Origin of the sequence: Marinitoga aeolica, from assembly GCF_029910535.1 — a bacterium.
GTDB lineage: Bacteria > Thermotogota > Thermotogae > Petrotogales > Petrotogaceae > Marinitoga > Marinitoga aeolica.
The window spans coordinates 1,450,820-1,464,118 of sequence record NZ_CP069362.1 but is presented as its reverse complement, the minus strand read 5'-3'; the positions used below and the strand labels follow the sequence as shown (position 1 = coordinate 1,464,118).

Below are 13,299 nucleotides of genomic sequence, written 5' to 3'. Positions count from 1 at the left end.
TTTTATTTTTCTTCAAATATTTTCTTAAGAATTTTCAATCCTTCTATTACTTTATTTATATCTTCCTCTGATATATTTTTTAATTTTTTTTCAATACTCTTTTCAATACTCATATGACTTTTTTTAGCTACTTCATTAAACTTATCTGTAACTTTAACATAAACCTTTCTTCTATCTTTTTCATCACGAATTCTCACAACGTATCCTTGTCTTTCTAATCGATCTACTATACCAGAAACAGTGCTATTTGATAAGCCAACATATTTACTTAACTTACTCATAGTCATTTTACCGTTTTTTAATAATACACCCAATACCAACCATTGAGATGATGTAATATCAACATCCTTAAAACTTGTAACCATCGTTTTCTTTACTGCTTCTTTTATTTCTTTAAATAAGACAATAATTTCATACGTCTTATCCAATTTTATCACCGCCTTGTATTTTTACTTTTTGAGCATTTTCCCTTATTTTTTTAGATAAAAATTTTCCAAATTGATTTGAGATAAATTTGGAAATTGGATTGATTTTTGTATTTTCTTCATAAAAATAACTTTTAATTATTAATCCGTTTTTTTCCCAAAAATGTTTATCTAAATCTAATAAATTTGTTGACATTGCTTTTTGAACTTGAAATCTAATAAGTCTAGATAATTTTATTATTTCTTTTTTAGATTTACCTTCAATATTATCAATAAAAAGTTGTAATTCTTCTGATGACACATCTTTTTTTTCTTGTATTTTTCTACCGATTTTCCCACAAGGCTTCATACCCCATGAAATAACAACACTTTCTAAATAATTTAAAACTTCTTTTAAACCACTACCTGCAGTGGTAGAAACTAATAATACTGGTTTACCTATTAACTCAGATCTATGTACCCATTTACAATTTCTATCAAAGAAGGTTTTTAATGCCCCTGAAATATTTTCAATATATACTGGTGTACTAATTATTATCCCGTCTGCATTAATTAACTTTTCTTTTAATTTCTCAACATCATCTTTGATTACACAATAATCTTTTTTTATACAGACCTCACAACCCAAACAATAATTAATCTTATAATCTTTAAGATTAATTATTTCGAAATCATAATCAAGTTTTTTACCTATATTAGTTAATAATTCGTATGTTCTTCCTTTTCTCATACTTGAATTAATAGCAATTATTTTCATATTAACCTCCTATAATTATTTTTTTATAAATTTTGTATTCAAATATTTTGTATAGAAATATTTCGCATACGAAATAATTTTATATTATTTTTATTTCTAAAATATTTCTTTGTAATTAAAAATAAAAAGTGATGATAAAAATATCATCACTTTTAGTTTGTATACAAAGTACAAAATAAAATATTCAAAATAATATTCATTCATCCAGTGAAAATTCTTATTCCTCAAAAATGTTCGTTCTTGCCTGGCGCTCAAACTCACATCCATGTTCGGTTTCGCTCAATTTTGCATCCATGCAAAATTGTCAGGCTCCATTCACATTTTTTCGGGAATTTTCAAGGATTCTTTCACATTATTTTTTCATATTTTATTTTGTCAACAGTCTGCTTTTAGTTTTTTATAATTTTTTACTTTTAAAAAACAACTCCATAATATATCCACTTGAAAATGCATAAATTATTATAAATAGATTCAACAACAAAACAAATTTTATATCCAATATTGATAATGCAAATGGTAACCATTGAATTTTAATGGACCAGGCAGCAATTGTTACTGCAATCACCCCAATATTCGCACCATTATTTATTAATTCTGCGAAAAAAGGGTAAAAAGCATATGCTGGTCCTATCATTAAAGTACCAAAAATACCACCTAATAATTTTCCTTTAAATCCACTTTCTTTTCCTACAAATTTTTTTATTGTTTGTTTTGGTATTATTTCAGAAATAAAACCTGTTAAATAAGCTACACTTACAATAATAGGCAAAAGATATAAAAATGTTTTTACTGCATATTTTATTCCAAGTATTGCTTTATCTGGATTGAAAAATATTAGTATTATTGCTATTAAAAAAATGATTATTTCTACTTTATAATTTTTTATAAAATTTTTCATAATATCAACTCCATTAAATATGCGATAATTATTATTGATATTATTGAATAGAGATTTCGCACAATAGTAAATTTCTTTCCAAAATTTTGCAATTCATAGGTTATAAAAATTATTCCAAGCATAACCCAGGAAAGCAAAAACGATGAAACAAGAGATACACTCGCATTATTTTCAAATAGATATTGAGCAATAGGATATCCTGAAGCTGGAGGCCCCATCATTATTGCTCCAGTAAATAATCCTGTTATTATACCTTTCACCCCAGAAAAATTCAATAAAAAATCACCAACTTGTTTTGGAGAGAGAAAATTTTGTAAAATTCCTATAATTAAAAATATTGAAAATATTCTAATAGAATTTTGAATAAGGTTTTTATTTCCTTTTTTCACAGCTTTCTTAAATTCCTTTTTTCCTTTGCTTTTAAATAAATAAACATAAAGTATTATTACAAATATCAATAATCCAAATCCAAAAATCAAATTACTCATAATCCCAAATCCTCTTTTACTAAAATGATTTTAAATCTCCCTGGATGTCTTACCCCACTTTCTACTATAACTCTATGAATACATATTCTTTCTGGCGATAAACAATCATCACATTTACCTGTATATGTGCATGGTGTATCAAAATTTAGACGTTTTGAATTCATCGGCGAAATATATTCTATTCTTTTATTTGCACTTTCTAAATCCGGTACAACTTTGTTCATTCCCGCTACTATTATTACATTTTTTGGTCCAAAAATCATGGGAGCTACTCTTGAACCATTTCCATCCAATTGAACAATCTTCCCATCCTCAGTAATAGCATTTGCACTGCATAAAAAATAATCTGCTCTAAACATATTATAATAAATTTCTTCCAACTCTTCTTTTGACTTTACATTATATCTATCTAAAAAATTAAAATTCTCCTTTCTTAAAAAATCTAAAACTCCACATTCTGATAATGTCAAACTTCCACCAACTGCTACTGTTGAATTTTCTTTCATTATTTTTTTTAACAATGGAATTACATCTTCTTTTTTTTCAACTAAATATGCTTCATGTTTTTTTCTTTTCAAACTTTCAACAACTTTCTCCCCTAATTTTTGATATTTCCAATCCCATAATTCTCTTCTCACTTTTCTCCCTCCTTACACAACTTTTTCTCAAATTGAATTGTCTTATGAATTATTCCAAACTTTTCATTCAAAATATGATTTATTTCTTTTAAATATCCATCTAAATTATAATTCTCATTCTCTTTTAAAGAAATATGACATTCAAGATATTTATCCTGACCATCTGTTGTCCATACGTGTATATGATGAACATCTTCAACATAATTCAACTTTTCAAGTTCTTCTTTTATTTTATTTAATTCCATACTATCAGGAGTACCTTGAATTAAAATATTTGTACTTTCCTTTAATATATGATATCCCTCAAAAAGTATGTAAGCACTTATCAACATAGTAAAAATCGGATCCAGAATATACCAATTATATTTATAAATAAAAATAGCTCCAATTATAATCATTACCGAAGATAATGTATCGCTTGCAATATGTACAAATGTTGCTTTTACATTTAAATTTTCCTTTGATTCCTTAAATAACAATATCGCTGTTATCAGATTTCCAGCCAATCCTATTATCGAAATAATAAGCATTAATCTTCCATCTATTATTTCAGGTTTATAAAATTTTTTTATACTTTCTACTATTAAAAATATTGCTACAGCAAATAAAAAAAGAGTATTTGTAAACGCTGCTAAAATTTCCACTCTTTTATATCCATATGTTCTTTTTTCATCCTTTGGTCTTTTTGATATCTTTCTTGCAACATAACTTAGAAGTATTGCCATAGTATCATTTAAATTATGTAGTGAATCAGAAATTAAAGCTAAACTATGCGAAAATATACCACCTAATATTTCTGATAAAGTTATAATAAAATTAAATACCACAGAAAATAATAACTTTTTATCTGTTAAATCATTCCCATGATGATGGTGATGATGTTCATGATGACTATGATTTGACATATTCATTCTCCTTTCTCATTTAAATGTTCAAAAACCATATTTATAATTTTTTCTATATGTTCATCTTTTAAAGAATAAAATACATTTTTCCCTTGTTTGCGATATTTTACAATATTCATTTGTTTTAAAATACGAAGTTGATGAGAAACCGCTGATTGAGAAATACCCGCAATAGATACTATCTTCGATACACAAAGTTCATTTTCTAATAAAGCTAACAATATCCTCAATCTTGTTTCATCAGCAAATATTTTATACATTTCAACAGCGTTTAGAATCAATTCCCTTTCTGGTAATTTATTAATAAACTCTTTCTCATTACAATCTTCCATATAAACACCTCCTATATATGAACACTTATACATATATAAACTATATCATCTTTTTTTCTATTTGTCAAGAAATTTCGTAACTTTTTTTTAACTTTTTTCCTTTATTATTATATTGCTTTTAATTTAAACAGGGGGTGCAGTAATGTTTGATAGAAAAACATTTGTAGAAATAAATATTAAAAATTATATTCATAATTTAGAATTAATTAAACAAAGAACAAAAAGCAATATAATTCCTGTTTTGAAAGCTGATGGTTACGGTCATGGGGCTGTTCCACTTGCCAAAGCTGCTTATAATTATGGTGTTGATTTTATTGCAGTAGCTTTTTTAGGTGAAGGTATTGAAATAAGGAAAAATGGCATAAATATTGAAACACTTGTATTTAATTATGCTACTCCAAAAAGTATTGAAGACAATATTGAAGGATATATATATACGCTTGGTTCATTAAATCAATTAAAAGAATTAATTGATTATTTTGGAAAAAATATCAGTAAAATCAAATTTCATTTAAATATAAATACCGGTATGAATAGGATGGGTATAAACCCCGAAGAAATTGATGATATTATTAAACTAACAAAAGAATATAATATAAATATTCATGGTGCATATTCACATTTTGCTACAGCAGATAATCTTGATAATTTTGTTAAAGAACAATATGAAAAATTTATCTCAGCTGTTAAATATATAGAAAATTCGAATATTTCTATACCAATAAAACATATTTGTAATTCTGCAGCTTCTTTATATTTCCCTGAATATGCACTCGATTATGTAAGACCTGGAATTGCTACATATGGATTACAACCATCTGATATAAAAGCCGAAAAAGGGTTAAAACCTGTTTTAACCTGGAAAAGCACCGTTGCAAGAGTTGGAATATTAAAAAGTGGTGAAAGTGTAAGTTATGGAAGAACATATTTTACAAAAAAAGATATCCCTATAGCAACAATTCCTGTAGGATATGCTGATGGTTATTTCAGGCAATTATCAAATAAGGGTTATGTATTGATTCATGGAAAAAAATGTAATATAATAGGTAGAGTATGTATGGATCAATTCGTAGTTGAAACAACTCAAATTCCAAATGTAAAAATTGGAGAAGACGTTGTTTTAATAGGACAACAAGATGAAAATTTTATATCTGCTGAAGAGTTAGCTAATTTATCAAGAACAATTAATTATGATATTACGTCAAAAATCACAAAAAGAGTTCCACGTATTTATATAGAGGAGGAATAAAATGAAAAATAACGGTGTAAACCTGGGTGACCTGTTAAAAGAAAAAGGACAAATATTCGATAAAATGATTGAAGATGTTTACATTTCAGACCTTAAACCGAATGACAACAAAGAAATTGAAGGTAAAGTTCTGAGCAAACGACTTCAAACAACAAAAGATGGAAAAGAGTTTTTACTTTTCACAATAGGTGATAAAAGCGGCACATTAAGAGCTATTGATTGGTTTAATGCCAGAGAAAATTCAGAAAAAATTAATATTGGAGATATAATTCGTGTAAAAGGAAAAATTGTAGTTTTTGAAAGTAGATTACAATTAAATGTAGAAAAAAATTATGAAATCTATAAGCTAAATGAAAATGAAATAAATCCAGAAAAATTCATCAAAACTTCTTCTAAAAATATTCAACAATTAAAAAATGAATTATTTTCAATAATTGATAGTATAAACAATGAATATATAAAAGAATTATTAAAATATATTTTTATAAAAGATAAAAAATTTGCAGACTCATTTTCATATGCTCCAGCCGCAATTAATGTTCATCATGCATATAAGCATGGATTATTAGAACACACTATCGATGTTGCAAAATTATGTAATGGCATTGCAAATAACTATAAAAACCTGGTAAATAAAGACATATTAATAGCGGGAGCGCTACTTCACGATATAGGGAAAACAAAAGAATATAAAATTACACCATCCGGAATAGAAAAAACAGACGAAGGTGAATTAATTGGACATATTGCTATAGGTATTCATATGGTTTCCGATTATGCTAAAAAAATAAGTAATTTTCCAAAACATATACTAAATGAAATTTTACATATGATTGCATCACATCATGGAGAATTAGAATGGGGAAGTCCAATTGTCCCTAAAACCATTGAAGCGTTTATACTTCATTTTGCTGATAACCTGAGCTCAAAAGTTGAACAGGTTAGAAGTCATATAGAAGAATCAAATAATGAACACTGGACAGATTATCATAAAAATCTTGGTAGGAAAATAAAAATTACAAAAACGGAGGATAAATAATGCCAAAAACTGCTAAAAATATTGTTATAGTTGAATCTCCTGCAAAAGCAAAAACTATTGAAAAATATCTCGGATCTGATTATAAAGTGGTTGCTTCAAAAGGTCATATTCGTGATTTACCTCAGAAAAAATTTGGTGTCGATATAGAAAATGGATTTGAACCAGAATTTGAATTAATGCCCGGAAAAGAAAAAGTTGTATCAGAACTTAAAAAAGTAACAAAAGGGAAAAAAGTTTTCCTTGCACCTGATATGGATAGAGAAGGAGAAGCAATAGCGTGGCATTTAAGTAATATATTGGGTTTAAGCGATTCAGAAGAAAATAGAATTGTATTTTCTGAAATCACTAAAAATACAATTTTAGAAGCTATTAAATCTCCAAAAAAAATAGATGATAAGAAAGTTGGAGCACAATTAGCAAGAAGAATTTTAGATAGAATAGTTGGGTATAAAATCAGCCCTATATTATGGAGAATATTAAAAGACTATAACACTAGTGCTGGTAGAGTTCAATCTGCTGCTTTAAAGATTTTAGTTGACAGAGAAAGAGAAATTTTTAAATTTAAACCAAAAGAATTTTATAAATTTTTTTTAAAATACGCTGATCAAGATATCCCACTTGTAAAAATAAATGGAAAAAAATTCAAAAAAGAAAGCATTAATGAAAAGAAAAAAGATGAAATATTAAAAGAATTAGAAAGTGCAACTTACTCAATTGATAAAGTGGAGGAGAAAGAAACAAAACGCAATCCTCCACAACCATTTATTACAAGCACTTTACAACAAAGTGCAATTTCAAAATTTGGATGGTCTTCTAAAAAAACAATGCAAATTGCCCAAAAATTATATGAAGGTGTTGAAACCTCAGAAGGACCTATAGCATTTATTACATATATGAGAACAGACTCTACGCGAATTTCTGAAGAAGCACAAAAGAAAGCATTTGAATATTTAAATTCTAACTTTGGAAAAGATTATACAGGTAATTTCAAAGTTAAAAAATCAAAGAAAAAAATCCAGGATGCTCATGAGGCTATTAGACCAACCGATGTTTTTATCGATCCTACTAAAGCAAAAAAATTAATCACAGGTGATTTATTAAAATTATATACATTAATCTGGAATAGATTTATAGCTTCTCAATCATCCTCTTCAAAATATATAGAAAAAACATACACTATTACTGATAATTCAAAAAAATATACATTTGAAGCAGTTGGTAGAAAAAGAATTTTCGATGGATTTGAAAAATTTTGGCAATCTTCAACTAGCGAAAAAGAATATGAATTACCGGAAATAGGTATATTAGAACCTGTTGAATTAAAATTCGATAAAGATGAAACAAAACCTCCTTCAAGATATACAGAAGCTTCACTTGTAAAAGAGATGGAAGCAAAGGGAATCGGAAGACCTTCTACATATGCCACAATTATAACCACATTATTAAACAGAAAATATGTTATCAAAGAAAAAAGTAATCTTATACCAACACTCGTTGGATTCATTGTTTCTGATTTACTTGAAAAGAATTTCCCAGAAATAGTTGATATAAAATTTACAGCTAATATGGAAGAAAAATTAGATAAAGTGGAATCAGGAGAAATCAACTGGAAAGATGTATTAACTGAATTTTATAAAGATTTCGAGAAATTTCTTAGTGATACTGAGAAAAAAATGAAAGAAAAAGCACTTGATTTTTACTATAAATCAAATATAAAATGCTCTAAATGTAATATTGAAATGGAATTACAATTTGGAAGATATGGTTTGTTTTTGAAATGTCCAAAATGTGGAGATAACAAAAGTATTCCTAAAGGAGCTTTGGGTGTAACTTTAAAAAACAATGTATACATAAATGAAGAAATCATATCTTCTACTGAAAAAGGTAAAGAAGAAAAAACTGGAGAAAAATGCCCTAAGTGTGGTGGAGATTTGATTATAAAAAGCGGTAGATTTGGTAAATTCATCGCATGTTCAAATTATCCAGAATGCAAATATACCGCTCCATTGCCAGCAAGAGGAAAATGCCCTAAATGTGGCAGTGTTGTTCATAAACTCAAAAGCAAAAAAGGTAAAATATACTTTAAATGTTCAGAATGTGGTGAAATGTTCTGGGATGAACCTTCTGATTATAGATGTCCATCGTGTAATGGACCTTTGTTCTATAAAAGAAAAAATAAAGAAGAAATGCTATATTGCCCTGAAGAAAAAAAATATTTTAAAGAGAGTGAGTTGAATGAATTATAATATCGCATTAATATATGGTGGAAATTCAAATGAAAGAGAAGTTTCAATAGAAAGTGCTAAAAATGTTGAAAAAGCTATTAAAAATCTTGGTTATACTCTTTTTAAATATGATTTAAAATATGATTTTGAGAAGTTTCTAAAAGAACACAAAAGAATAGATTTAGTTTTTAATGTGGTTCATGGATATGAAGGTGAAGATGGAGCTCTACAAAAAAAATTGGAAAGTTTAGGTGGTAAATATATTGGTTCCAATTCTAAGGTTTCTGAAGAAACATTTGATAAGTTGATTTTCATGAAAAAAATCGGGAAAAATTTTTCTATTCCTGATTATGTGTCAACTAAAATATATATAGATCCACCTTTTGAATTTCCACTAATAATAAAACCAAGAAAAAGCGGATCAAGTTTGGGAATACATATCTGCCATAATATTGAAGAATACAAAAAATTTCTTATTGAAGAATTGAAAAATTATGGTGAAATGATAGTTCAAAAATTCATAAAAGGTAGAGAAATATCTGTAAGTATCATAGAAAAAAACAAAGAAATTATTGTATTACCAATACTTGAAATTAAACCAAAAAAAGAATTTTATGATTATGAAGCAAAATATACTCAAGGATTAACTGAATTCGAAGTCCCTGCTAATCTCAATAAAGAATTAGAAGAAAAAATCAAAAATGATTTTAAAAAAATATTTAAAGATATAGGATTAAAGGATTTTGCCAGGATAGATGCTATTGTGAAAGAAAATGATTATTATATACTTGAAGCTAATACTATCCCTGGATTAACAGAATTGAGTGATTTACCTCAATCCGCTTATGCTTATGGTTTATCATTTGAAAATTTAATAGACATATTGATAAAAAATAATATCTGACACCCTGGATGTCAGATATTGTTTTTTATTTGATTATTGACTAAAATATCTGTGATTTTCAGAGAGTTTTTGCTTTATCAATTTATTTCACTTGTTTGCTAAATTATCTTTTATTTTGTGGTTTTCATCACTTTTGTTTTTTAATGGTAGTTTCATTATAATATAAGACAATTTTATTACTACAATTAAAATTACAATGGAAAAAATCAAATTCAAAATATTCAAAAACCCTGTTAAGAAAAAATCCATCTTATCCCCACCACTCTTTCATAATAATAGTAAGTTATGAGGCCGGCCTTATATTCTTTCCTAAAAGTTAAATTATTCTAATCTTAATGTTATTATAACAAAAAAAACATAAATCAATATATATATATAGTTATTTTACTTAATATATAAAATAATTTAATAACAAATTAATTTATCGAACGATTGATGAATTATATTTAATAAAAATAAATATTATTTCAAATTATCAATAAAATATTTTGTATAATATAAAGTTTGTCAAAAATCCGGTTATTTGATTAATATTTTACCTTTAGAAGATTTTTTTATTTCATATAATAAGTCATCGGATTTTTTCAAACATTGATATATTTCAGATGAATCTTTGCAAATAGTTCCACCAGACGAAAATGTATATCCTGTTTCTTTTTCAAACTCATTATTTATCCGAGAAATAATGTTAAATAAATTTTCACTATTTATTGAATCAAAAATTAAAACAAATTCATCTCCGCCATATCTAAAAGGTTTATCTTCTCTTCTAATATTTTTCAATACTATATTAGAAAATATTTGTATAATTTCATCTCCTTTATCATGCCCAAAAGTATCATTAATCATTTTAAAGTCATCTAAATCTATAAAAACAATTCCTATATCTTCTTTGGCAGATAAGGTTAATGTTTCTATATATTTTTCAAGACTTCTTCTATTATAAAAACCTGTTAAAAAGTCTTTTTCTGCTTCAAATTTTAAAGCATCGATAAATAATTTATTTTCCCACAAAATTACTGTTTGTTTTGAAAAATAATCTAAAATATATAATTGATCTCTTGAAATAGGTTTAAGATTATATCTGTTATCTGCTACCACGAAACCAAAATCTTTATTTCCAGTTTTTAAAGAACAAATTGCACATTCTCCAATAATATTTAAAGCATCTGAAATTTCAACAGGTAAAACAGATACAGGAATATGGATGGTTTTACCAGAGTTTAACATTTCCTCAAATAACGGATTTTTTGATATAATTTTTTTATTTATTTTAAATGTTTTTATTTCTTTTTCCAATGAACTAAAATATTTACTACTTTTATAACTTTTTATTTTTTCTTCAAAATCTATATTAATCTCTTCCATATATCTCCAGACTTCATGTGCTTCTTTTTCATCTTTAAACCCCAACGCTCTAAAAACTTCATAATTATCACCTTTTTTTCGAAATAATATTGCCCTATTAAAAGCTCCCCCCATATTTACAGTAATTGCTGTTAAATAAATATATATTAATTTATCTACATTTGTTTCTTTTTTAGCTGCTTCTTCCAAAAAAGTTCTTGAATTAAGCATTATATATGATAATCCACTGCCTTTTAATAAAGTTGAAACCATTTCTAATGAAATCAAAGGAGATACTTTTGATATTATATAATACATTATTTCGCTTTCCGATTTTAATAATAATTCATAATTTAATTTTAAGTTTTTTTCTTTATACATTAATTCTACTCGCTGCCTTTTAACCCCTTTTAAAATTACTATTTTTCTTATTCTAAGAAAATTAAAAATTCTTGATATCCTGATAATTTTGAATAGATTCTCGGGAACAAAATTCGGATTTTCACAAATATAAATATTTACATCTATCGATTCTATAAACTTACTGATATTTTCAATTAAAAAATAAAAGCCTATATCAAATTGAGTACTGTTTATATGTTTTTCATATAATTTTAATTTTTCTTGAACATCAATCTCCATAATTATCACCTTATTTAAATTGTAATTAAATTTTTAAGAAAAAAATAATTAAAAAAAATTTTTCTGCTATAATTTATTATAACAGAAAATGGGGTGATTCTATGAAAAAAATATTACTATTTTTATTTTTGCTATTTCAAATATTCACTTTTCCTTTTAATTTATTAAATAATTATGATTTTTATTTTTATTTTCATAATCCAAAATTATTTTACCATAATTTATATAATAATGTTTCTTTTTTTAGATATTTATATTCAAATGAAGGCGCAGGCCAGGAATCTTTATATGACTATTTAATTAAAAATTTAAATAAAGATGAAATAAACGATGCACAAAATCTAATTTCGTCAAATTTTTTGATTATATCCAATAATTCATTTAATATTAAAAATTTTTTCTGGATAAATCCTATACAGGATATCATCAAATTCTTGAAAAATTTTAATGGTTATATAATAACAGATTACAATAATCAAGAAAAATTAATTAATTTGATAAAAAATCTTTTTAGTTATAAGGTAGAATATATAAATGGGGAATATTTTATAAAAGATCTCAATCTAAAAATATATTTTATTGGCGGTCATATTATTCTATATAATAATAATATCTCCCTTGAAAAAATATTTAAATTGCTTGATGATTTCAATTCTTTAAAATTAAAAATTAAAGATAGTATATATGCTTCTTTTAAAAATAAAAAATTCAATTACTTAATTGAACCTTTTCAAAAAATATATATATCAAAATATTCTGAAAATGATTCGGGCAACATAAGAATTAATTATTCTAATAAAGAGATAATTATTAATATTGAAAGCACATTAAAAATTATAAATATTTCAAAATTTGACAGTGGATATAAAATTTTTGGTGACTCATTAATTTTCTTAAATCTTAATTCGCCATCTGAAATATATGATTTCATTTCGAAAATTTTCGTTCCCGAAGATAATTATTCAAAGGATTCTCTAAAATATATTTTATCTACTATTAAAAATAATGGCGATTTATATTTAAGTGAGTATTTTTCCAGAAAAGGTGATGGTTTATCCGTTATTATTCCTGGAAAGGTAAATCTGGAAAAAATAGAGGAAAAAATAAAACATTGGGGTATCGAAAAAAAAATTCTGGGAAATTATTATTATTACAGTATTTACTATAAAAATGTCAATTCACCATTATATTTATATGTAAATGAAAACAAAATGATTATCTCATCAATATCTCCATCACTAATGAAATATTTAATTGTAAATTCCAGGAAATTCTCAAGTATAAAAATATTTGAATCAAATGATATACCTAAAAATATATTATATCTATGGTATTCCAACATTAATTCATTTTTTGAAGAATATATCGGTAATTCTGTTCCAGGAGAATTTATAATAATAAATGCTTCTGATAATAATAAATTTATTGAGAAAATTATATTAAGGTAGGT

At 25.5% G+C, this 13,299-nt stretch carries 14 protein-coding genes; 5 read left to right on the top strand and 9 right to left on the bottom strand.

The annotated features are described in order from the left end of the window. Nucleotides 1-2: 2 nt before the first annotated feature. From JRV97_RS06835 to JRV97_RS06805, 7 genes are all read right to left on the bottom strand, one after another. The gene (locus JRV97_RS06835; RefSeq protein WP_280997442.1) at nt 3-428 is read right to left on the bottom strand and encodes a MarR family winged helix-turn-helix transcriptional regulator; all 426 of its coding nucleotides are present in this window, start codon (nt 426-428) and stop codon (nt 3-5) included. Beyond that, on the bottom strand, nt 421-1,182 hold the full coding sequence (locus JRV97_RS06830) for a flavodoxin family protein (RefSeq protein ID WP_280997440.1): 762 nt from the start codon (nt 1,180-1,182) through the stop codon (nt 421-423). The genes JRV97_RS06835 and JRV97_RS06830 overlap by 8 nt, the downstream gene beginning before the upstream one ends. A gap of 397 nt (nt 1,183-1,579) precedes the next feature. Further along, nucleotides 1,580-2,080 (bottom strand): hypothetical protein, encoded by a 501-nt coding sequence (locus tag JRV97_RS06825; protein ID WP_280997438.1) that lies wholly within the window; start codon nt 2,078-2,080, stop codon nt 1,580-1,582. Then, nucleotides 2,077-2,568, bottom strand: coding sequence for a hypothetical protein (locus tag JRV97_RS06820; protein WP_280997437.1), 492 nt, complete (start codon nt 2,566-2,568; stop codon nt 2,077-2,079). Before JRV97_RS06820 ends, JRV97_RS06825 begins: the two co-directional genes overlap by 4 nt. Then, nucleotides 2,565-3,206 (bottom strand): lactate utilization protein, encoded by a 642-nt coding sequence (locus tag JRV97_RS06815; protein WP_280997436.1) that lies wholly within the window; start codon nt 3,204-3,206, stop codon nt 2,565-2,567. Before JRV97_RS06815 ends, JRV97_RS06820 begins: the two co-directional genes overlap by 4 nt. Next, complete coding sequence (locus JRV97_RS06810; protein ID WP_280997435.1) at nt 3,203-4,111, bottom strand: cation diffusion facilitator family transporter; 909 nt, start codon at nt 4,109-4,111, stop codon at nt 3,203-3,205. Before JRV97_RS06810 ends, JRV97_RS06815 begins: the two co-directional genes overlap by 4 nt. A gap of 2 nt (nt 4,112-4,113) precedes the next feature. Beyond that, the gene (locus JRV97_RS06805) at nt 4,114-4,443 is read right to left on the bottom strand and encodes an ArsR/SmtB family transcription factor (RefSeq protein ID WP_280997434.1); all 330 of its coding nucleotides are present in this window, start codon (nt 4,441-4,443) and stop codon (nt 4,114-4,116) included. Between the two features lie 142 nt (nt 4,444-4,585). Between JRV97_RS06805 and alr the strand changes: the two genes are divergently transcribed. The 4 genes from alr to JRV97_RS06785 are packed head-to-tail and all read left to right on the top strand — an operon-like array spanning nt 4,586 to nt 9,860. Next, complete coding sequence (alr, locus tag JRV97_RS06800) at nt 4,586-5,692, top strand: alanine racemase (RefSeq protein WP_280997433.1); 1,107 nt, start codon at nt 4,586-4,588, stop codon at nt 5,690-5,692. A 1-nt stretch (nt 5,693) separates the two neighbouring features. Then, nucleotides 5,694-6,731 (top strand): 3'-5' exoribonuclease YhaM family protein, encoded by a 1,038-nt coding sequence (locus tag JRV97_RS06795; protein ID WP_280997432.1) that lies wholly within the window; start codon nt 5,694-5,696, stop codon nt 6,729-6,731. Then, nucleotides 6,731-8,977, top strand: a complete 2,247-nt coding sequence (gene topA / locus JRV97_RS06790) for a type I DNA topoisomerase (RefSeq protein ID WP_280997431.1) — start codon at nt 6,731-6,733, stop codon at nt 8,975-8,977. The genes JRV97_RS06795 and topA overlap by 1 nt, the downstream gene beginning before the upstream one ends. Further along, complete coding sequence (locus JRV97_RS06785; RefSeq protein WP_280997430.1) at nt 8,967-9,860, top strand: D-alanine--D-alanine ligase; 894 nt, start codon at nt 8,967-8,969, stop codon at nt 9,858-9,860. The genes topA and JRV97_RS06785 overlap by 11 nt, the downstream gene beginning before the upstream one ends. Nucleotides 9,861-9,947: 87 nt before the next feature. Here JRV97_RS06785 and JRV97_RS06780 read toward each other — a convergent pair whose 3' ends face one another. Then, nucleotides 9,948-10,109, bottom strand: coding sequence for a hypothetical protein (locus tag JRV97_RS06780; RefSeq protein WP_280997429.1), 162 nt, complete (start codon nt 10,107-10,109; stop codon nt 9,948-9,950). Between the two features lie 270 nt (nt 10,110-10,379). Next, complete coding sequence (locus tag JRV97_RS06775) at nt 10,380-11,849, bottom strand: GGDEF domain-containing protein (RefSeq protein ID WP_280997428.1); 1,470 nt, start codon at nt 11,847-11,849, stop codon at nt 10,380-10,382. Nucleotides 11,850-11,950: 101 nt separating this feature from the next. Here JRV97_RS06775 and JRV97_RS06770 point away from each other — a divergent pair, with 101 nt between their 5' ends. Next, the gene (locus JRV97_RS06770; RefSeq protein ID WP_280997425.1) at nt 11,951-13,297 is read left to right on the top strand and encodes a hypothetical protein; all 1,347 of its coding nucleotides are present in this window, start codon (nt 11,951-11,953) and stop codon (nt 13,295-13,297) included. The last annotated feature ends 2 nt before the right edge of the window (nt 13,298-13,299 follow it).

Bases quoted from the DNA above. Each gene is read 5' to 3' on its own strand.
- JRV97_RS06830 (WP_280997440.1), bottom strand. From the start codon at position 1,182: ATGAAAATAATTGCTATTAATTCAAGTATGAGAAAAGGAAGAACATAC.
- JRV97_RS06825 (WP_280997438.1), bottom strand. From the start codon at position 2,080: ATGAAAAATTTTATAAAAAATTATAAAGTAGAAATAATCATTTTTTTA.
- JRV97_RS06820 (WP_280997437.1), bottom strand. From the start codon at position 2,568: ATGAGTAATTTGATTTTTGGATTTGGATTATTGATATTTGTAATAATA.
- JRV97_RS06810 (WP_280997435.1), bottom strand. From the start codon at position 4,111: ATGTCAAATCATAGTCATCATGAACATCATCACCATCATCATGGGAAT.
- JRV97_RS06805 (WP_280997434.1), bottom strand. From the start codon at position 4,443: ATGGAAGATTGTAATGAGAAAGAGTTTATTAATAAATTACCAGAAAGG.
- alr (WP_280997433.1), top strand. From the start codon at position 4,586: ATGTTTGATAGAAAAACATTTGTAGAAATAAATATTAAAAATTATATT.
- JRV97_RS06795 (WP_280997432.1), top strand. From the start codon at position 5,694: ATGAAAAATAACGGTGTAAACCTGGGTGACCTGTTAAAAGAAAAAGGA.
- topA (WP_280997431.1), top strand. From the start codon at position 6,731: ATGCCAAAAACTGCTAAAAATATTGTTATAGTTGAATCTCCTGCAAAA.
- JRV97_RS06785 (WP_280997430.1), top strand. From the start codon at position 8,967: ATGAATTATAATATCGCATTAATATATGGTGGAAATTCAAATGAAAGA.
- JRV97_RS06780 (WP_280997429.1), bottom strand. From the start codon at position 10,109: ATGGATTTTTTCTTAACAGGGTTTTTGAATATTTTGAATTTGATTTTT.
- JRV97_RS06775 (WP_280997428.1), bottom strand. From the start codon at position 11,849: ATGGAGATTGATGTTCAAGAAAAATTAAAATTATATGAAAAACATATA.
- JRV97_RS06770 (WP_280997425.1), top strand. From the start codon at position 11,951: ATGAAAAAAATATTACTATTTTTATTTTTGCTATTTCAAATATTCACT.